Below are 19,226 nucleotides of genomic sequence, written 5' to 3'. Positions count from 1 at the left end.
AAGGCGGCAGTATACCTGTGTCTAGAGCTGCAAGCTTCACACCGCGCGTGAGTCCGTCGGGTTTGTGCTGGCGAACCCATCGCCGCTGAATCTCAAACTGACAGCCCCGTCAGTTAGCAGTCACCTTCCTGACGGGCTGACAGGGTTATAAAGAAGGGTATAAACCTGAAATACCCCAACCTCTCAGCCCGGCGCCCCACTCGCATGCGAATTCAGAAAAAACCCGCCTTGATCGCAGGTCTGCTAATTGCCTTGGCAGCGCTGGGCACCTGGTACCTCGTCAAGCCTGCCACGACCAAACTCGCCGCCCCGACCGCCATCCCGGTGCGCGTGGTCAACGTCGTTGAGAAAGACGTGCCGCGTTATGTCAGCGGTATCGGGTCGGTGTTGTCCTTGCACAGCGTAGTGGTGCGCCCGCAGATCGACGGCATCCTCACCAAAATCATGGTCAAGGAAGGCCAACTGGTGAACAAAGGTGACCTGTTGGCCACCATCGACGACCGCTCGATCCGTGCCAGCCTCGATCAGGCCCGCGCTCAACTGGGAGAAAACCAGGCGCAGTTGCAAGTGGCACTGATCAATCTCAAGCGTTACAAATTGCTGAGTGTTGATGACGGCGTATCCAAGCAGACCTACGACCAACAACAAGCGCTGGTCAATCAGCTCAAGGCCACCGCCCAGGGCAACCAGGCTTCAATCGACGCCGCTCAGGTGCAACTCTCCTACACACAGATTCACTCGCCGGTCACCGGGCGCGTCGGTATTCGTACAGTGGATGAAGGCAACTTCCTGCGCATGACCGACGCCCAGGGCCTGTTCACCGTGACGCAGATCGACCCCATCGCCGTCGAGTTTTCCCTGCCGCAGCACATGTTGCCGACCCTGCAAGGGCTGATCGGCGACCCGCAACGCGCCCAAGTGAAAGCCTACATTGGCGCCGACACCGACGGTGAAACCGGCAACTTGCTGGGCGAAGGTCACTTGACCCTGATCGACAACCAGATCAACGCCAACACCGGGACCATCCGCGCCAAGGCCGAATTCAGCAACGCCGGGCAGAAACTTTGGCCGGGCCTGCTGGTGACGGTAAAAATTCAAACAGCCCTGGAGAAAGATGCACTGGTGGTACCGCCCACCGTCGTACAACGCGGCCTCGATCAACACTTCGTGTATCGGGTCAACGGCGACAAAGTGGAAACCGTGACCGTGCAGGTGGTTGCCCAAGGCAGCGGTCAGGACATCATCAAAGGCGTGAAACCGGGCGACGTGCTGGTCAGTGATGGCCAGTCACGGCTCAAACCGGGGTCGACCGTGCAGGTCATGACCGAGCCGCCGCAAGTGGTGCAATCGGAGCCGAAGCCATGAAGGGCCACGGCTCGGTCTCTGCCTGGTGCATCGATCACCCGGTCGCCACCATCCTGCTGACCTTTGCGCTGGTGCTGCTCGGCGCCATCGCTTTCCCGCGCCTGCCGATTGCGCCGTTGCCGGAAGCCGAATTCCCGACCATTCAGGTGGCCGCGCAATTGCCCGGTGCCAGCCCGGAAACCATGGCGTCGTCGGTGGCCACGCCGCTTGAAGTGCAATTCAGCGCCATCCCCGGCGTGACCCAGATGACGTCGAGCAGCGCCTTGGGTTCGACCAACCTGACCCTGCAGTTCACCCTCGACAAAAGCATCGACACCGCCGCCCAGGAAGTCCAGGCCGCGATCAACACCGCCGCCGGCAAGCTGCCCAAAGACATGCCGACGCTGCCGACCTGGCGCAAGGTCAACCCGGCCGACAGCCCGGTGCTGATCCTCAGCGTCAACTCCACGCAAATGCCCGGCACTGAACTCAGCGACCTGGTGGAAACCCTGCTCTCGCGTCAGATCAGTCAGATCGATGGCGTAGGCCAAATCAACATCACCGGTCAGCAACGTCCGGCGATTCGCGTTCAAGCCTCGGCGGACAAACTCGCGGCTATCGGCCTGACGCTGGCGGACATTCGCCTGGCGATCCAGAACACCAGCCTCAACCTGGCCAAAGGTGCGCTGTACGGTGAGTCGAGCATTTCCACGCTGTCGACCAACGACCAGTTGTTTCACCCTGAGGAATACAGCCAACTCATCGTTTCCTACAAGGACGGCGCCCCGGTTCATCTGCGGGATGTCGCCAAAGTCGTCAACGGTTCGGAAGATGCCTACGTTCAGGCCTGGGCCGGCGATAAACCCGGGGTGAACCTGGTGATCTCCCGGCAACCGGGCGCGAACATCGTCGAGACCGTGGATCGCATTCAAGCCGCGTTGCCGGCGCTTGAAGCCATGCTCCCCGCCTCAGTGCAGGTCAAGGTGCTGGTCGACCGCACCCAGACCATTCGCGCGTCTTTGCACGAAGTGGAAATCACCCTGTTGATCGCGATCATGCTGGTGGTCGCGGTGATGGCGCTGTTCCTGCGCCAATGGTCAGCGACGATGATTGTGTCCGCGGTGCTGGGCGTGTCCCTGACCGCCAGTTTCGCCCTGATGTACATCATGGGCTTCAGCCTGAACAACCTGACCCTGGTGGCGATTGTGGTGGCCGTGGGGTTTGTGGTCGACGATGCGATTGTGGTGGTGGAGAACATTCACCGACACCTTGAGACCGGTGACGGTATGCGCGAAGCGGCGATCAAGGGTGCGGGCGAGATTGGTTTTACCGTGGTCTCGATCAGTTTCTCGCTGGTGGCGGCGTTCATTCCGCTGCTGTTCATGGGCGGCGTGGTCGGGCGGCTGTTCAAGGAGTTCGCCTTGACCGCCACTTCAACCATCATGATTTCGGTGGTGGTGTCGCTGACCCTGGCGCCGACGCTGGCCGCGCTGTTCATGCGTGCGCCGGTGCATCACGCCCACAGCAAACCGACGTTCGGCGAACGCTTGGTGGCCGGCTATGAAAAACTGCTGCGCCGCGCCCTCGCCCATCAGAAATTGATGATAGGTGTGTTCGGTCTTTCCCTGTGCCTGGCCATCGTCGGTTACATCTTCATTCCGAAAGGTTTCTTCCCGGTACAGGACACCGGTTTTGTCCTCGGTACGACCGAAGCTGCCGCCGATATTTCCTATGGCGACATGGTGAAAAAACACCTGGCGATGGCCGAAATCGTCGCGGCGGATCCCGCAGTTGCAGCGTTTTCCCACTCTGTCGGGGTGTCGGGCAGTAACCAGACCATCGCCAACGGTCGCTTCTGGATCTCCCTGAAAAAACGCGGCGACCGCGACGTTTCGGCCAGCCAGTTCATCGACCGGATTCGCCCGCAACTGATGAAGGTCCCGGGCATCGTGCTGTACCTGCGCGCCGGGCAAGACATCAACCTCAGCTCTGGCCCGAGCCGCGCACAGTACCAATACGTACTCAAGAGCAACGATGGCGCGACCCTCAGCACCTGGACCCAGCGGCTGACGGAAAAACTGCGCAGCAACCCGGCGTTCCGCGACATTTCCAACGACCTGCAACTGGGCGGCAGCATCACCCACATCAGCATCGACCGCAGCGCCGCGGCGCGTTTCGGCCTGACCGCCAGTGATGTCGACGAAGCGCTGTACGATGCGTTTGGCCAGCGCCAGGTCAATGAATTCCAGACCCAGATCAACCAGTACAACGTGATTCTGGAGCTGGACACCAAGCAACGCGGCAAGGCCGAAAGCCTGAATTACTTCTACCTGCGCTCGCCCCTGAGCGGGGAAATGGTGCCGCTGTCAGCGCTGGCCAAATTTGACGCGCCCACGGTCGGCCCGTTGTCCATCGCCCACGACGGCATGTTCCCGGCCGCTAACTTGTCGTTCAACCTGGCGCCCGGCGTCGCACTGGGCGATGCAGTGATCATGCTCAACCAGGCCAAGGCCGACATCGGCATGCCAGCGGCCATGAGCGGCAACTTCCAGGGCGCGGCCCAGGCGTTCCAGAGTTCGCTGGCCAGCCAGCCGTGGCTGATTCTGGCGGCGCTGGTGGCGGTGTACATCATTCTCGGCGTGCTCTACGAGAGCTTCGTCCATCCGCTGACCATCATCTCGACACTGCCATCGGCGGGGCTCGGGGCGGTGATCATGTTGTGGATCTGCGGCCAGGACTTTTCGATCATGGCGTTGATCGGGCTGGTGCTACTGATCGGCATCGTGAAGAAGAACGGCATCCTGATGATCGACTTCGCGCTGGACGCCCAGCGCAACCGTGGCTTGCCGCCGGAAGAAGCAATTTTCCAGGCCTGTATCACGCGGTTCCGGCCGATCATCATGACCACCCTCGCCGCCCTGCTCGGCGCGCTGCCGCTGATGCTCGGCTACGGCACCGGCGCCGAACTGCGCCAGCCATTGGGTATCGCGGTAGTCGGCGGCTTGCTGGTGAGCCAGGCGCTGACGCTGTTCACCACTCCGGTCATATACTTGTGGCTTGAGCGGCTATTTCACAGGCCCAAACCTTCGCCCGTACCGGCGTTGGCGACCACAGACTGAGGCGGGGTCATGCGCGTTCTGATTATCGAAGACGAAGAAAAAACCGCGGACTATTTGCACCGCGGCCTGACGGAACAGGGTTACACCGTGGACGTGGCGCGCGAAGGCGTTGAAGGCCTGCACCTGGCGCTGGAAAGTGACTACGCGGTGATCGTCCTCGACGTCATGCTGCCGGGCCTCGACGGCTTCGGCGTGCTGCGCGCCTTGCGTGCGCGCAAGCAAACCCCGGTGATCATGCTCACCGCCCGCGAGCGCGTCGAAGATCGCATCAAAGGCTTGCGCGACGGCGCTGACGATTACCTCGGCAAGCCGTTTTCCTTCCTTGAACTGGTGGCGCGCCTGCAAGCGTTGACCCGGCGCAGCGGCGGTCACGAACCGGTGCAAGTGAGCATCGCCGACCTGTGGATAGATTTGATCAGCCGCAAAGCGACCCGCGCCGGCACACGCCTGGACCTGACCGCCAAAGAGTTTTCTCTGCTCAGCGTGTTGGCCCGTCGGCAAGGCGAAATCCTCTCGAAAACCGCGATTGCCGAGATGGTCTGGGACATCAATTTCGACAGCGACGCCAACGTCGTCGAAGTCGCGATCAAGCGTCTGCGGGCCAAGCTCGACGGGCCGTTCGACGAAAAACTGCTGCACACGATTCGTGGCATGGGTTATGTGCTGGAGAGCCGTGGTGTCCAGTAACTCCATCGCACTGCGCCTGAGCGGGATGTTTACGCTGGTGGCGCTGCTGGTGTTTTTGTTGATCGGCTGGGCGTTGTATCAGCAGGTCGACAAGGGCCTGGGCCTGCTGCCCGAAGCCGAGCTGGATGCGCGCTACAGCGTGCTCGAATCCACCGTCGGCCGGTACGGCACGCCCGAGCATTGGGTGAAGATCAACAACAAGCTCAAGCTGCTGGGCGAGGAAGACAAGCGCATCAGTTTCTGGATTATCAGCGGCGATGCGCACTACGAATATGGCAACCCGACGCCGCAGATTCGCGCCTTCGCCGAAGGGCCACTGGGCATGCGCGACTTGCAGCTGCCGGATCATCCTTATCCGCTGAAAGTGCTGGTGAGCCAGTTCCCGGCCAAGGATCAACGCCCCCCGCTGCGCTTCATGATCGGCATCGACACCGAGACGTTTTTCGAGACGCAGCATCACCTGCTGATCGCGCTGATCAGCCTGGCGATTGTCGGCGTGTTGCTGGCGTCTGCGCTGGGGTATTGGGTGGCGCGCATCGGTCTCAAACCCTTGATCAAGTTGTCCCAGGAAGCCCAGCGGCTAGCCCCGCCGCTGCGTTCCGGGCGCTTGCGTTTATCGTCGTTGCCGCCAGAGTTGAATCAGTTCGTCAATTCGTTCAACTCCACGCTGGAGCGGGTCGAGCAGGCGTATTCGCGGCTGGAGTCGTTCAACGCCGACGTCGCCCATGAACTCCGTTCGCCGCTGACCAACCTGATCGGCCAGACCCAGGTCGCGCTGACACGCGGGCGCTCCGCCGAGCACTATTTTGAAGTGCTGCAATCGAACCTCGAAGAACTGGAACGGCTGCGCTCGATCATCAACGACATGCTGTTCCTCGCCAGCGCGGATCAGGGCAGCAAGGCCACCAAACTGACGTCCACGTCGCTCGCCGATGAAGTGGCGACGACGCTGGAGTACCTGGATTTCATTCTTGAGGATGCGCATGTTCAGGTGCAGGTCAGCGGCGATGCGCAGGTGCGGATCGAGATCGCGCATCTGCGTCGGGCGTTGATCAATTTGCTGAGCAACGCGGTGCAGCACACCGAACCCGGGCAAGTGATTCAGGTGCGAATCGAGGTTGAGGAACATCAGGTGAGCATTGGTGTGGCCAACCCTGGATCGCCGATTGCCAGCGAGCATTTACCGCGGTTGTTTGAACGCTTTTATCGGGTGGATGCGTCGCGCAGCAACAGCGGAAACAACCATGGATTGGGACTGGCGATCGTCAAGGCGATTGCGCTGATGCATGGCGGCGATGTGTTTGTGCGCAGCGACCACGGCATGAATACCTTCGGCATTCACCTCCCCGTTTAGACCATCCTCCCTCGCCACAGAAACCCACTCCTCCATGAATCACTGTTGCTTCTGGCGCAACAGTCCTTTCTTCGATTGGCTCTGTTTCCTATCGGCCAAGATCCTTATCTTTGCCCGCACCAAACAGCACTTGCCAAGCAAGAAGGTTTAAAAGATGTCCAACATTACGGGTATTGCCAGCGCTTTCGTTTTGTCCTCATTGTTTCTGTCTCCGTTCGCAATCGCGGAAGAGTCGCAGACGTTCGTCGCGCAAAATGCCGCACGCGCCGCCGCCTACGATCAGTATCAGAGCGACATGACGGCCAAGGCTCAAGACGCCGCGCAAACCCCTCAAGCGTCCACTTCTGCCACCCGGCAACGGGTTGAGAAAGACAGCTGATTCATCGAACTACAGTTTCCCTCGACACTTTTCATCGGCTCTTCCCTTTGAAAAGTTGTCTTCAAAGCCGCTGCTATCAGCGGCTTTTTTTCATTGGGACTGGCGCAAGTGCGTTCCCGCCCAATGTCTTCTAAGCTTGAATAAGTAAAGGCCAGCGTGTTTTGCTGGCCTTTTTTATGCTCTTCAAGCAGACAGCCGCCCAATGCCAGTGAGCCACCCCCAACACCTTTCAGGCAAGACCGGTCGACCTGAGCTCATGGTGATGCTTGGCAGCTTGCTGACGGTGATCGCGATTCTCAGCATCGTCGCGTTTCTGCTGATCCGCGAACATGCCAACGCCCAGCAGGCCGCTACCCGCAGCGCAACCACCATCGCGCAGTTGATCGACGCTGATGTGCTGCGCACCGTTGAGCTTTACGATTTGACCCTGCAGGGCTTGATTGCCGCCTCGCAGCGCGAAGACCTGAAACAGGTTTCCCCACAGATTCGCCATCTGGTGCTGTTCGATCGCTCCACCACCGCGCGCTTCAAGGGCGACATTCTGTTGTTGGACAAGCACGGGGAAGTGCTCGCCGATTCATCGCTGATCGAGCCCAAACCCGGCAACTTCGCGGACCGCGACTATTTTCTCGCCCATGCGTTTAACAGCGACACCGGCATGTTCATCAGCCGGCCGTTCAAGCCGCGCTGCGACTGCGACGACAGCGAGGAATGGCGGATCAGCTTCAGCCGACGCATCTCCTCGTCGACTGGCGAGTTTCTCGGCGTCGCCGTGGCATCGATGCGCCTCGCGTACTTCGAACAATTGTTCAACAGCCTGGACATTGGCAACGACAGCACCCTGAGCATCATCAATGACGACGGCATTCTGCTCGCGCAAAAGCCACATCTGATCAACGACCCCGTCGGCAAGAATTTCGCCAATCGGCCCAATGTCATGCGCATCCTGCGTGAAGGCGCGGGCAGTTTCGACAGCGTGTCGAGCGTCGATCATCTACAACGCCTGTACACCTTTTCCAGGGTCGGCAACCTGCCGTTGACGGTCATCGTCGCCCTCTCCGGCAACGAAGTGTTCGCGACCTGGAAACGTACGGCGATTGTCATCAGCGGTGCCACTGGCGTGCTGTGCATCGGCCTGCTCTGGCTGACCTGGTTGCTGTGCCGCGAGCTACGCCTGCGCCATCACGCCGAACAGGAACTGGCGCTGTTGGCCGCCACCGATGCCCTGACCGGTGTCGCCAACCGCCGGACCCTGGATCAGACCCTGCGCCATGAGTGGTTTCGCGCTCAACGCTCGGGTAAGCCGCTGTCGGTGCTGATGGTCGATGCAGACCATTTCAAGGCGTTCAACGATCGCCATGGCCATCAGGGTGGCGATGACGCGTTGCGGGCCGTGGCCAAGGTGATTTGCGCCAATGTACGGCGGCCCGGGGACCTGGTGGCGCGGTATGGCGGTGAGGAGTTTTCGGTGATCCTCGCGGAAACGGACAACGCGGGCGCACGGCAGATTGCTGAAAAAATCCGCGTGGCGGTGGAGCAGATGCCGTTGGTGGCGGGCGCTGAAACACCGATTACTGTCAGTATCGGGATCAGTACCTGGACGACGGAAAAGGAAATCAGTCTGGAGCAATTGCTGTTTATGGCGGACAAGGCGCTGTATCAGGCCAAGGAAGGTGGGCGCAATCGAGTGGTGGCTGCGCAGTGAGTCCTTCTTTGTGGCGACTGGCCCCTTCGCGAGCAGGCTCGCTCCCACATTGGAATGCGACCAACTGTGGGAGCGAGCCTGCTCGCGAAGGGGCCCGCTTGACCACCACATAATTTGAGGCATAAAAAAAGGCCACCCGAAGGCAGCCTTTAAAAACTAGAGAGGTTTTTTGCTTACACGGCCGCGACGGGACGCATGTAAGAGATCGGTGCAGTGCTGGCGTCTTCGAAAGTCACGACTTCCCAAGCATCTGTCTGCTCAATCAACTTGCGCAGCAGCTGGTTGTTCAATGCATGTCCGGACTTGAAGCCCTTGAACTCACCAATCAGGCTATTGCCCAGCAGGTAGAGGTCACCAATTGCATCGAGGATCTTGTGCTTCACGAATTCGTCTTCATAACGAAGGCCGTCTTCGTTCAGTACACCATCCGCGTCGACCACAATAGCGTTTTCAACACTGCCGCCGAGTGCGAGGTTGTGCTTGCGCAGGTACTCGATGTCACTCATGAAACCAAAGGTACGGGCGCGGCTGACTTCTTTTACGAACGAAGTGCTGGAAAAATCCACGCTTGCACTTTGTGTGCGGTCACGGAAAACCGGGTGATCGAAATCGATCTCGAAGCTCACCTTGAAACCTTCGAAAGGGACGAAAGTGGCGCGCTTGTCGCCATCTTCCACTGTCACTTCCCGCAGGATCCGGATGAACTTCTTGGCTGCGTCCTGTTCTTCCAGGCCGGCCGACTGAATCAGGAATACGAAAGGTCCAGCGCTACCATCCATGATCGGTACTTCGGACGCGGAGAGCTCGACGTAGGCGTTATCGATGCCCAGGCCAGCCATGGCCGAGAGCAAGTGCTCCACCGTGTCCACTTTGACGTCACCGTTAACCAGTGTGGTCGACATAGTGGTTTCGCCAACGTTTTCTGCGCGAGCAGGAATCTGCACCACAGGATCGAGGTCAGCACGACAAAACACGATGCCGGTGTCGATAGGCGCGGGCTTGAGGGTCAGGTATACCTTCTCCCCGGAGTGCAGGCCTACACCTGTGGCACGGATAATATTTTTCAGTGTGCGTTGTTTAATCATGGCTTGGGCCGCTTCAGCGCAAATTGCGAACTGGTATCAACAAAGGCTGGCGATGATAGCAGACCAGACCTTTGCTGAACACCAATCAACTTCATAGCCCTGATACATTCCATCAATCAGCCTGACGACGCAGGAAAGCCGGGATGTCCAGGTAGTCCAGATCATCTTGCGGATTCATCTTCGCGGCAGTCGCAGCACCGGCCTGAGCCTGGTTGCGCATGACGGTCGGACGGTCCAGGTCACGGTAGTTCACCGCTGGCTGTTCCTGACGAGCGGGCGCCGATTGTTGCGGCTGGGAGGCCATCGAGGTGTGAACGGTGTTGTCGATGACCTTCACAGGCTTCTCGATTTTCGCGCCCAGACCGGTAGCAACTACAGTCACGTGCAACTCGTCGCGCATGTCCGGATCGATAACGGTACCGACCTTGACCATGGCGTGCTCGGAAGCGAAGGCTTCGATGATGCTACCCACGTCGGAGTACTCACCCAGGGACAGGTCAGGACCGGCGGTGATGTTCACCAGGATGCCGCGTGCACCTTGCAGGTTCACGTCTTCGAGCAACGGGTTGCGAATGGCCGCTTCGGTGGCCTCACGTGCACGGTTCGGACCGCTGGCGCAGCCAGTGCCCATCATCGCCATGCCCATTTCGCTCATCACGGTACGGACGTCGGCAAAGTCGACGTTGATCATGCCAGGACGCTTGATGATGTCGGAGATACCGCGAACGGCACCGGCCAGTACATCGTCAGCCTTGGCGAATGCGGACAGCAGGCTTGCGTCCTTGCCAAGAATGGTCAGCAGTTTCTCGTTGGGAATGGTGATCAACGAGTCGACGCTTTCAGACAGCAGACGGATGCCTTCGTCGGCGATCTGCATGCGCTTGCGACCTTCGAACGGGAACGGACGAGTCACCACCGCAACGGTGAGGATCCCCATTTCCTTGGCCACTTCGGCAATGATTGGTGCCGCACCGGTACCGGTACCGCCGCCCATGCCAGTGGTGATGAACACCATGTTGGTGCCCTGCAGGACTTCGGCAATGCGCTCACGGTCTTCGAGAGCGGCCTGACGACCTACTTCAGGGTTGGCGCCGGCGCCCAGACCTTTGGTCACACCGGTACCCAGTTGCAGGATGGTCCGCGCGCCGATGGATTTCAGCGCCTGGGCATCAGTGTTGGCGCAGATGAATTCAACGCCTTCAATGTTGCTCTTGACCATGTGGTTGACAGCGTTGCCGCCGCCTCCGCCAACACCGATAACTTTAATAACCGGGCTTGCGGGGATGTTGTCTACGAGTTCGAACATTTTCCCTCTCCTTTACGTTCTCTAGTTTTTTCGCCTACTGCGTGTATCTACAACGGTGCTGCGATAAATCTTTAGAAGTTGCCTTGTACCCAGCTCTTGATGCGATCGAGCAAGGCGGCTTTCGGTTCTTCATTGCTGTAGCTGTCGCGGCTGCTGATGCCCGAGAACGAAATCCCGTCGGACTGCTTTTGCAGGCCGTACATCAACAGGCCAACGCCGGTGGAATAAATCGGGTTGCGGACCACATCGTCCAGGCCCTTGACGCCATGCGGCACGCCCAGGCGGACCGGCATATGGAAGATTTCCTCGGCCAATTCGGTGGCGCCTTCCATTTTCGACGTACCGCCGGTCAGCACGATGCCGGCCGGGATCAGGTCTTCGTAGCCGCTGCGACGCAGCTCGGCCTGGATCAGCGTGAACAGCTCGTCGTAACGCGGCTCTACCACTTCGGCCAGGGCCTGGCGGGACAGCTCGCGCGGTGGACGGTCGCCAACGCTTGGCACCTTGATGGTTTCACCGGCACCGGCCAGTTTGGCCAGGGCGCAGGCGTAGCGAATCTTGATTTCTTCGGCGTACTGGGTCGGAGTGCGCAACGCCATGGCGATGTCGTTGGTCACCTGGTCGCCCGCAATCGGGATCACCGCGGTGTGGCGGATCGCGCCTTCGGTGAAGATGGCGATGTCGGTGGTACCGCCGCCGATGTCCACCAGGCACACGCCCAGCTCTTTCTCGTCGTCGGTCAGGACCGAGTAGGCCGAGGCCAGTTGCTCGAGAATGATGTCGTCGATTTCCAGGCCGCAGCGGCGCACGCATTTTTCAATGTTCTGTGCGGCGTTGACGGCGCAGGTGACCACGTGAACCTTGGCTTCCAGACGCACGCCGGACATGCCCAGTGGCTCACGAACGCCTTCCTGGTTATCGATCACGTAATCCTGCGGCAGGGTGTGCAGCACGCGCTGGTCAGCCGGGATCGCCACAGCCTGGGCAGCGTCGAGGACGCGCTCAAGGTCGGCCGAGCTGACTTCACGATCACGAATCGCCACGATGCCGTGGGAGTTCAGGCTGCGGATGTGATTGCCGGCCACGCCGACAAACGCCGAATGAATGCGGCAACCGGCCATCAGCTGCGCTTCTTCGATAGCGCGCTGGATCGACTGAACGGTGGACTCGATGTTCACCACCACGCCTTTCTTCAGGCCACGGGACGGATGGGTACCGATCCCGACGATTTCCAGCGTGCCGTCGTCCGCAACCTCGCCGACCAGCGCCACCACCTTGGAGGTGCCGATATCGAGACCGACGATCATTTTGCCGCTTTGCACGTTTGCCATGGGTCCTGCCTCTTCTTAATTCTTCGCGACAGCGGGTTGGGCTGTCGTGGGCGCTACAGGTTCCCGCCAGCCAACAGCGAGGCCGTTGGCGTAGCGCAGATCGATGCGCGCAATGTTCGTAATCTGTTCTTTAAGCGTCTTGTCGTAGATGGCAATGAAACGGCGCATCTTCTCCACCAGGTTGCCGCGTCCCAGCAGCAGTTCGATTCCCGGGCCGGCACTGCCGGCGCCGGTGGTCAGGAACCAGCTGCCGCGTTCACGCAATTCCAGGCGTGCAATCGAGAAACCCAATGGCCTGAGCATCTGGCTCAGCACCTGGTATTGCTGCATCACTTGCTGCTGGGCCCGTTGTGGGCCGAACAGCTGTGGCAAGTGTTCGTAGTTCGCCAGCTCACGCGGGGTGAACGCCTGGCCCTGGTTGTTCAACAGCGATTCATCGCCCCAACGGGCCACCGGCAGTTGTTCTTCCAGGCGGATCACCACTTGATCCGGCCACACCCGACGCACTTCGGCGTGGGCAATCCATGGCATCGTCTCAAGCTCGGTGCGCATGCTCTCAAGGTCAATGGTGAAGAAGCTCGACGCCACGTACGGGGCGATCCGCTGCTGCACGGCTTGCTGGCTGATGTAACTCAAATCACCCTGCACGTTGATCTTGGTGATCGGCCGGTCGGCGTACGGCAGCAAACGCTGCGCGCCTTCGTAAGTGCCAAACCCCAGTGCAACCAACAGCACCGGCCAGAACAACGCTTTGAGAAAACCAAAATTGGCTTTCGGCAGGCGCATCGACATCGGCTCTTTGGCCACCATTCGGCTGGCACCCCGTGGCACCGGCTTGCGGCCGGGTGCGGGTGGAGGCTGATGTCTTAGCTGCGCGCCTTGCATGGTCTTAACCTCTAACCTCGAAACTGGCTGCCAGAATCGCTAGAACCAGTTGCTGGAAATCCAGGCCGGCGGCACGGGCCGCCATCGGCACCAGGCTGTGATCGGTCATGCCCGGCGCGGTGTTCACTTCCAGGAACCAGAACTGCCCGTCGGCGTCCTGCATCACGTCTGCCCTGCCCCAACCGGCGATACCCAGCGCCTCGCAGGCTTTCGCCGTGAGGTCCATGAGTTCCTTTTCCTTGGTGCTGTCGAGCCCGCACGGAATGCGGTACTGGGTATCGTTGGCGATGTACTTGGCGTCGTAGTCGTAGAAGCTGTGCGTCGTGCCCAGGGCAATCGGAGGCAACACCTGGTCACGCAGGGTGGCGATGGTGAACTCCGGACCGTGAATCCATTGCTCGACCAACACTTGCGAATCGTAGGTACTGGCCGCTTTCCAGGCGTCGATCAACTCGGACGCGGAACTCACTTTGGCCATACCGATACTTGAACCTTCATGCGCCGGTTTGACGATCAAAGGGAAGCCCAGTTCCGTCGCTGCCGAAATACAATCAGCCTCGCTGCTCAAGACGGCGTGACGCGGTGTCGGAATACCCAGGCTGTGCCAGACCTGCTTGGTGCGCAGTTTGTCCATGGCCAGCGCCGACGCCAGAATGCCGCTGCCGGTGTACGGAATGCCCAGGCATTCGAGCAGGCCCTGCATGCTGCCGTCTTCACCGCCACGACCGTGGAGAATGATGAAGGCGCGGTCGATCTTTTCGTTGAGCAAACGCTGCAACAGGTCGTCGCCGACGTCGAGGCCGAACGCGTCCACACCGGCACTTTGCAGTGCAGCGAGGACCGCGTTACCGGACTTCAGCGAAACCTCACGCTCGGCACTCTTGCCGCCGAACAGCACGGCGACGCGGCCGAAGTCTTTCGGCGCGACGGTGGAGACGAGGTTGGCATAAGCAGCAGTCATTTCAACTTCCCCACGGCAGGTGCAGCAACGGCACCGGCGAACAACGGACTGTTCAACAGTTTTGGCGCGAGACCGCCGATATCACCGGCGCCCTGGCACAGCAGGATGTCGCCGGCACGCAGCAGCGGCTTGACCAGCGGCGCGAGGTCGACACCGCGCTCGATGTAGATCGGGTCCAGCTGACCGCGCTGGCGGATGCTGTTGCACAACTTGCGGCTGTCCGCGCCCGGAATCGGCTCTTCGCCGGCCGGATACACTTCCATCAGCAGCAGCACGTTGGCATCGGCCAGTACATTGACGAAATCGTCGTACAGGTCGCGGGTGCGGCTGTAACGGTGCGGCTGGTAAACCATCACCAGACGGCGCTCCGGCCAGCCACCGCGTACGGCCTTGATCACGGCAGCGACTTCGGTCGGGTGGTGACCGTAGTCGTCGACCAGCATCACGTTGCCGCCTTCGACCGGCAGTTCGCCGTAGACCTGGAAGCGTCGGCCAACACCCTGGAACCCGGACAGGCCCTGGACGATGGCTTCATCGCTGACACCCTCGTCAGAGGCGATGCAGATGGTCGCCAGCGCGTTCAATACGTTGTGGTTGCCCGGCATGTTCACCGAGACATCCAACGGCTCGCGCTCAGGGCGCAGCACGGTGAAGAAGGTCTGCATGCCCTGTTGACGCACATTGATCGCGCGCACATCGCAGTCATCGCCGAAGCCGTACGTGACGGTCGGGCGCTTGACCAGCGGAAGGATTTCACGCACCACCGGATCGTCCAGGCACACCACGGCCAGACCGTAGAACGGCAGGTTGTGGAGGAACTCGACGAAGGTTTTCTTCAGTTTGTTGAAGTCACCGTCGTAGGTCGCCATGTGATCGGCGTCGATGTTGGTGACCACGGCCACCAGCGGCTGCAAGTGCAGGAAACTGGCATCGCTTTCGTCGGCTTCGGCGATCAGGTAACGGCTGGTGCCAAGCTGGGCATTGGTGCCCGCGGCATTCAGGCGGCCACCGATGACGAACGTCGGGTCCAGGCCACCGGCCGCGAACACCGAAGCGATCAGGCTGGTGGTGGTGGTTTTACCGTGGGTACCGGCGACGGCAATACCGTGGCGGTAGCGCATCAGCTCGGCCAGCATCTCGGCACGTGGTACCACCGGAATACGGCGTTCCAGCGCAGTCGCGACTTCCGGGTTGGAGGTGTTGACGGCGCTCGACACCACCAGCACATCGGCAGCGGCAGCGTTTTCGGCGCGGTGACCGATAAAGATCTGCGCGCCGAAAGATTCCAGGCGCTCGGTGACCGGCGACGCCTTCAGGTCGGAACCGGACACGTCATAGCCCAGGTTCAACAACACCTCGGCAATCCCGCACATGCCCACGCCGCCGATACCGACGAAGTGGATTTTACGGATGCGGCGCATTTCCGGTTGCGGCATGGCTTTCTGATTCTCAACCATGGGCCACCTCCAGGCAGGTATCGACCACGTTACGGGTGGCATCGGGTTTGGCCAGGCGGCGTGCCGCGGTAGCCATATCGTTGAGTCGTTGTGGTTGCATCAGGACCTCTGTCAGGCGAGCGGCAAGATCCGCTGCGCCAGTCGTTCTTTGCGGCATCAGGAAGGCAGCGCCTTCACGGGCCAAATAATCGGCGTTGCGGGTCTGGTGATCGTCGATCGCGTGGGGCAAAGGCACCAGCATCGAGGGCAGACCGGCGGCGGCCAGTTCACTGATGGTCAGCGCGCCTGCGCGGCACACCACCAGGTCGGCCCAGCCATAGGCTTGGGCCATGTCTTTGATGAAAGGCTGCACTTGCGCCTCGACGCCAGCCGCGCGATAGCGCTCTGCAGTCACTTCATCGTGGTCTTTACCGGCCTGATGAAACACTTCCGGACGCAGGTCGGGGGCGACTTGCGACAAGGCTTCAGGCAGCAATTTGTTCAACGGTTCTGCGCCCAGGCTACCGCCCAGGATCAGCAAACGCGCCTTGCGACCGGCCAGGGCGGGTCGTGCCGTTTCGAGGAACAGCTCGGTGCGCACCGGGTTACCGGTGGTCCGACGGCTGTCCGACAGGGTAAAGGTGTCGGGGAACGCTTCACAGACTCGGGCGGCCAACGGCACCAGCAACCGATTGGCGGTACCGGCCACGGCGTTCTGTTCGTGAACGATCACCGGCACACCGGCCAGTTTGGCGGCAACACCACCAGGCCCGGTCACGTAACCACCGAAGCCGACCACGCACACTGGCCGCAACTGACGAATGATCGCCCGCGCCTGCCAGACGGATTTGAGCAACATGAACGGTGCCTTGAGCAGGGACAATTTGCCCTTGCCGCGCAAGCCGCTGGCGTTGATCCGATGCAGCTCGATACCGGCCATCGGCACCAGGTCGTTCTCGATACCACGCGGCGTTCCGAGCCAATGCACGGTGTAACCGCGGGCCTGGAATTCGCGAGCGCAAGCCAGTGCCGGGAACACGTGGCCCCCGGTGCCGCCCGCCATAATCAATACGTTAGCGCCCATGGGGTGGCTCCTCGGCGAAGTCACTCTCATGGAACTCCATCTCTTCACTGCCGAGGTGAGTTCGACTCTCCCACTCGATACGCAGCAACAAGCCGAGACAGGCACCGCAAATCACCAACGAACTGCCGCCGTAACTGAGGAACGGCAGGGTCAGGCCTTTGGTCGGCAGCAGGCCGACGTTCACACCGATGTTGATCAGGAACTGACCAATCCACAGGAACGACAGGCCGTACGCGATGTAAGCGGCGAAGAACTGCTTGGCCTTCTCGGCCCAATAACCGATGTACATGCCACGAATACAGACAAACACGAACAGTGCCACGGTGCACAACGAGCCCACGGCGCCCAGCTCTTCAGCCAGCACCGAGAACACGAAGTCCGTGTGGGCTTCCGGCAGGTAGAACTGTTTCTGCACGCTGTTGCCCAGGCCAACGCCCAGCCATTCGCCGCGACCAAACGCGATCAATGCCTGAGACAACTGATAGCCGGCGCCGAACTGGTCGGCCCATGGGTCGGCAAAGTTGGTCAGACGCGCCATACGATACGGCTGCACTTGAATCAACAGCACCACTGCCGCGACGGCCAGAACCACCATCAAGGAAAACCGGAACAGCCCCACCCCGCCCAGGAACAACATCGCCGCCGCTGCCCCCATCATCACGACGGTGGCACCGAAGTCCGGTTCCATCAGCAACAGGCCGGCCATTGGCAGCAGCACGATGAACGGCTTGAAGAAGCCCATCCAGCTTTCTCGCACTTCTTTCTGGCGACGCACCAGATAGCCGGCGAGGTAGATCACCACGAACACCTTGGCGATCTCGGAAGGCTGAACGTTGAAGAAGCTGAACCCGATCCAGCGCATCGAACCGTTCACTTCACGGCCGATCCCCGGAATGATCACCATCACCAGCAAACCGAATGCACCCAGCAGCATCAGCCAGCCCAAGCGTTGCCAGGTGGCGATCGGGATCATCATGGTGATGACGCAGGCACCCAGACCCAGAACGATATAGATAAGGTGGCGGATCATGTAATACAGGGCACTGCCCGATTGCACCGCGGCGACTTCGGTCGAGGCCGATGCAATCATGACCAGCCCCAGGCCGATCAAGGCCAGGCAACCGGCGAGCATCGGGAAGTCGAGGTCGACCCCGCGCCCGGTGATGATCGGCGATGGATAAGGCTTGATGATGTTCATCAGGCTCATGCCAATTCCTCCACAGCGCGGACGAACTGGTGACCACGATCTTCGTAATTTTTAAACATGTCGAAACTGGCGCAGGCCGGTGACAGCAGCACCACGTCACCGGGGTGGGCTGCTGCGCGGCATTGCTCCACGGCTTCGAGCAGCGAACCGGCGCGGATCAGCGGCACAGCATCGCCGATGGCCTGGCCGATCTTGTCGGAGTCACGGCCCATCAGGATCACGGCGCGGCAGTTGGCAGCCACCGGATCACGCAGGTCATTGAACTCGGCACCCTTGCCGTCGCCACCGGCGATCAGCACGATCTTGCCGTCGATGTCCGCGCCCAAACCTTCGATGGCCGCCAGCGCGGCACCGACGTTGGTGGCCTTGGAATCGTTGTAGTAGCCGACGCCGTCCAGATCACGCACCCATTGGCAGCGATGCTCGAGGCCGGCAAAGCTGCGCAGGGCCGTGAGCATGGCGTCGAATGGCAGACCGACAGCATGGCCCAGCGCCAATGCCGCCAGGGCGTTGGACTGGTTGTGGGCGCCACGAATTTTCAACTCGCGCACCGGCATCAGGTTCTGGAATTCGAAGGCCAGGTATTTCTCGCCCTCTTCTTCACGGATACCGAAGGCCTTGAAATCAGGTTTGCTCAAACCGAAGGTCCAGCACGGCTGGCCCTCGCCCATCAACGGACGGCTCAGGGCGTCCTGACGGTTGACCACAAACTGTCTGGCGCCACGGAAGATCCGGTGCTTGGCCAGATGATAGGCCGGCAGACCGCTGTAACGGTCCATGTGGTCTTCGCTGACATTGAGCACAGTCGCCACTTCGGCGTTCAGTTGATCGGTGGTTTCCAGCTGGAAACTCGACAGCTCCATCACGTACAGCTCGATGTCATCGCCCAGCAGGTCCAGCGCCGGCGTGCCGAGGTTGCCGCCGACAGCCACACGTTTGCCCGCCGCGACCGCCATCTCGCCGACCAGGGTGGTGACGGTGCTTTTCGCGTTGGAACCGCTGATGGCGACAATCGGCGCCTTCGCGTTACGCGCGAACAGCTCGATGTCACCGGACAATTTCACGCCACGGGTGGCGGCAGCCTGCAGGGCCGGGGTCGCCAGTGCCAGGCCGGGGCTCACGTAGAGCTCGTCGGCACGGCACAGGAACTCGACGTCCAGCTCGCCACAACGCACTTCCACGTGCGGATAGTCACGCTCGAGCGTGGCCAGTTCCGGTGGATTTTCCCGCGTATCGGCCACGGCAAACGACGTGCCCCGGTTCGCCAGGAAGCGAACCAGGGACATGCCGCTCTTGCCGAGGCCGACAACGATGCGGAAGTGGTCAGAAGCGATCAGAGACAC

15 protein-coding genes are annotated in these 19,226 nt (G+C 60.7%); 6 read left to right on the top strand and 9 right to left on the bottom strand.

The window, feature by feature from the left end; genetic code table 11:
* Positions 1–204 precede the first annotated feature (204 nt).
* From ACWKV5_RS21175 to ACWKV5_RS21150, 6 genes are all read left to right on the top strand, one after another.
* On the top strand, positions 205–1,365 hold the full coding sequence (locus ACWKV5_RS21175; RefSeq protein WP_483842854.1) for an efflux RND transporter periplasmic adaptor subunit: 1,161 nt from the start codon (positions 205–207) through the stop codon (positions 1,363–1,365).
* The gene (locus ACWKV5_RS21170) at positions 1,362–4,463 is read left to right on the top strand and encodes a multidrug efflux RND transporter permease subunit (protein WP_483842853.1); all 3,102 of its coding nucleotides are present in this window, start codon (positions 1,362–1,364) and stop codon (positions 4,461–4,463) included. Before ACWKV5_RS21175 ends, ACWKV5_RS21170 begins: the two co-directional genes overlap by 4 nt.
* A 9-nt stretch (positions 4,464–4,472) precedes the next feature.
* Positions 4,473–5,150, top strand: coding sequence for a heavy metal response regulator transcription factor (locus ACWKV5_RS21165; protein ID WP_427630013.1), 678 nt, complete (start codon positions 4,473–4,475; stop codon positions 5,148–5,150).
* Positions 5,140–6,504 carry a heavy metal sensor histidine kinase gene (locus ACWKV5_RS21160; protein WP_483842852.1) on the top strand — a complete coding sequence of 455 codons (1,365 nt, stop codon included), beginning with the start codon at positions 5,140–5,142 and terminating at the stop codon, positions 6,502–6,504. Before ACWKV5_RS21165 ends, ACWKV5_RS21160 begins: the two co-directional genes overlap by 11 nt.
* Before the next feature lie 154 nt (positions 6,505–6,658).
* Positions 6,659–6,883 (top strand): hypothetical protein, encoded by a 225-nt coding sequence (locus ACWKV5_RS21155; protein WP_483842851.1) that lies wholly within the window; start codon positions 6,659–6,661, stop codon positions 6,881–6,883.
* Between the two features lie 256 nt (positions 6,884–7,139).
* On the top strand, positions 7,140–8,588 hold the full coding sequence (locus tag ACWKV5_RS21150) for a sensor domain-containing diguanylate cyclase (protein ID WP_483842850.1): 1,449 nt from the start codon (positions 7,140–7,142) through the stop codon (positions 8,586–8,588).
* A 173-nt stretch (positions 8,589–8,761) separates the two neighbouring features.
* On the opposite strand, the gene lpxC is transcribed toward ACWKV5_RS21150, so the two are convergent.
* From lpxC to murD, 9 genes are all read right to left on the bottom strand, one after another.
* On the bottom strand, positions 8,762–9,673 hold the full coding sequence (lpxC, locus tag ACWKV5_RS21145) for a UDP-3-O-acyl-N-acetylglucosamine deacetylase (RefSeq protein ID WP_008060300.1): 912 nt from the start codon (positions 9,671–9,673) through the stop codon (positions 8,762–8,764).
* Between the two features lie 112 nt (positions 9,674–9,785).
* Positions 9,786–10,979 carry a cell division protein FtsZ gene (ftsZ, locus tag ACWKV5_RS21140; RefSeq protein WP_007943486.1) on the bottom strand — a complete coding sequence of 398 codons (1,194 nt, stop codon included), beginning with the start codon at positions 10,977–10,979 and terminating at the stop codon, positions 9,786–9,788.
* 71 nt (positions 10,980–11,050) lie between these two features.
* Positions 11,051–12,310, bottom strand: coding sequence for a cell division protein FtsA (gene ftsA / locus ACWKV5_RS21135; protein ID WP_123435068.1), 1,260 nt, complete (start codon positions 12,308–12,310; stop codon positions 11,051–11,053).
* Positions 12,311–12,325: 15 nt separating this feature from the next.
* Positions 12,326–13,195 carry a cell division protein FtsQ/DivIB gene (locus tag ACWKV5_RS21130; RefSeq protein ID WP_027922694.1) on the bottom strand — a complete coding sequence of 290 codons (870 nt, stop codon included), beginning with the start codon at positions 13,193–13,195 and terminating at the stop codon, positions 12,326–12,328.
* Between the two features lie 4 nt (positions 13,196–13,199).
* Complete coding sequence (locus tag ACWKV5_RS21125; RefSeq protein ID WP_483842849.1) at positions 13,200–14,156, bottom strand: D-alanine--D-alanine ligase; 957 nt, start codon at positions 14,154–14,156, stop codon at positions 13,200–13,202.
* Positions 14,153–15,613, bottom strand: coding sequence for a UDP-N-acetylmuramate--L-alanine ligase (gene murC, locus ACWKV5_RS21120; protein ID WP_483842848.1), 1,461 nt, complete (start codon positions 15,611–15,613; stop codon positions 14,153–14,155). Before murC ends, ACWKV5_RS21125 begins: the two co-directional genes overlap by 4 nt.
* Positions 15,606–16,676 carry an undecaprenyldiphospho-muramoylpentapeptide beta-N-acetylglucosaminyltransferase gene (gene murG / locus ACWKV5_RS21115; RefSeq protein WP_483842847.1) on the bottom strand — a complete coding sequence of 357 codons (1,071 nt, stop codon included), beginning with the start codon at positions 16,674–16,676 and terminating at the stop codon, positions 15,606–15,608. Before murG ends, murC begins: the two co-directional genes overlap by 8 nt.
* Positions 16,666–17,883, bottom strand: coding sequence for a putative lipid II flippase FtsW (ftsW, locus tag ACWKV5_RS21110; RefSeq protein ID WP_483842846.1), 1,218 nt, complete (start codon positions 17,881–17,883; stop codon positions 16,666–16,668). Before ftsW ends, murG begins: the two co-directional genes overlap by 11 nt.
* Positions 17,880–19,226 carry a UDP-N-acetylmuramoyl-L-alanine--D-glutamate ligase gene (murD, locus tag ACWKV5_RS21105; protein ID WP_483842845.1) on the bottom strand — a complete coding sequence of 449 codons (1,347 nt, stop codon included), beginning with the start codon at positions 19,224–19,226 and terminating at the stop codon, positions 17,880–17,882. Before murD ends, ftsW begins: the two co-directional genes overlap by 4 nt.

This window comes from Pseudomonas oplopanacis, from assembly GCF_057128725.1.
Note: the sequence above shows the minus strand (reverse complement) of the source record. Positions and strands in the feature narration are given on the sequence as shown.

Bases quoted from the DNA above. Each gene is read 5' to 3' on its own strand.
- ACWKV5_RS21125 (WP_483842849.1), bottom strand. From the start codon at position 14,156: ATGACTGCTGCTTATGCCAACCTCGTCTCCACCGTCGCGCCGAAAGAC.
- ACWKV5_RS21175 (WP_483842854.1), top strand. From the start codon at position 205: ATGCGAATTCAGAAAAAACCCGCCTTGATCGCAGGTCTGCTAATTGCC.
- ACWKV5_RS21130 (WP_027922694.1), bottom strand. From the start codon at position 13,195: ATGCAAGGCGCGCAGCTAAGACATCAGCCTCCACCCGCACCCGGCCGC.
- ACWKV5_RS21155 (WP_483842851.1), top strand. From the start codon at position 6,659: ATGTCCAACATTACGGGTATTGCCAGCGCTTTCGTTTTGTCCTCATTG.
- ftsA (WP_123435068.1), bottom strand. From the start codon at position 12,310: ATGGCAAACGTGCAAAGCGGCAAAATGATCGTCGGTCTCGATATCGGC.
- ACWKV5_RS21170 (WP_483842853.1), top strand. From the start codon at position 1,362: ATGAAGGGCCACGGCTCGGTCTCTGCCTGGTGCATCGATCACCCGGTC.
- ftsZ (WP_007943486.1), bottom strand. From the start codon at position 10,979: ATGTTCGAACTCGTAGACAACATCCCCGCAAGCCCGGTTATTAAAGTT.
- murC (WP_483842848.1), bottom strand. From the start codon at position 15,613: ATGGTTGAGAATCAGAAAGCCATGCCGCAACCGGAAATGCGCCGCATC.
- ACWKV5_RS21165 (WP_427630013.1), top strand. From the start codon at position 4,473: ATGCGCGTTCTGATTATCGAAGACGAAGAAAAAACCGCGGACTATTTG.
- ACWKV5_RS21150 (WP_483842850.1), top strand. From the start codon at position 7,140: ATGGTGATGCTTGGCAGCTTGCTGACGGTGATCGCGATTCTCAGCATC.
- lpxC (WP_008060300.1), bottom strand. From the start codon at position 9,673: ATGATTAAACAACGCACACTGAAAAATATTATCCGTGCCACAGGTGTA.
- ftsW (WP_483842846.1), bottom strand. From the start codon at position 17,883: ATGAGCCTGATGAACATCATCAAGCCTTATCCATCGCCGATCATCACC.
- murG (WP_483842847.1), bottom strand. From the start codon at position 16,676: ATGGGCGCTAACGTATTGATTATGGCGGGCGGCACCGGGGGCCACGTG.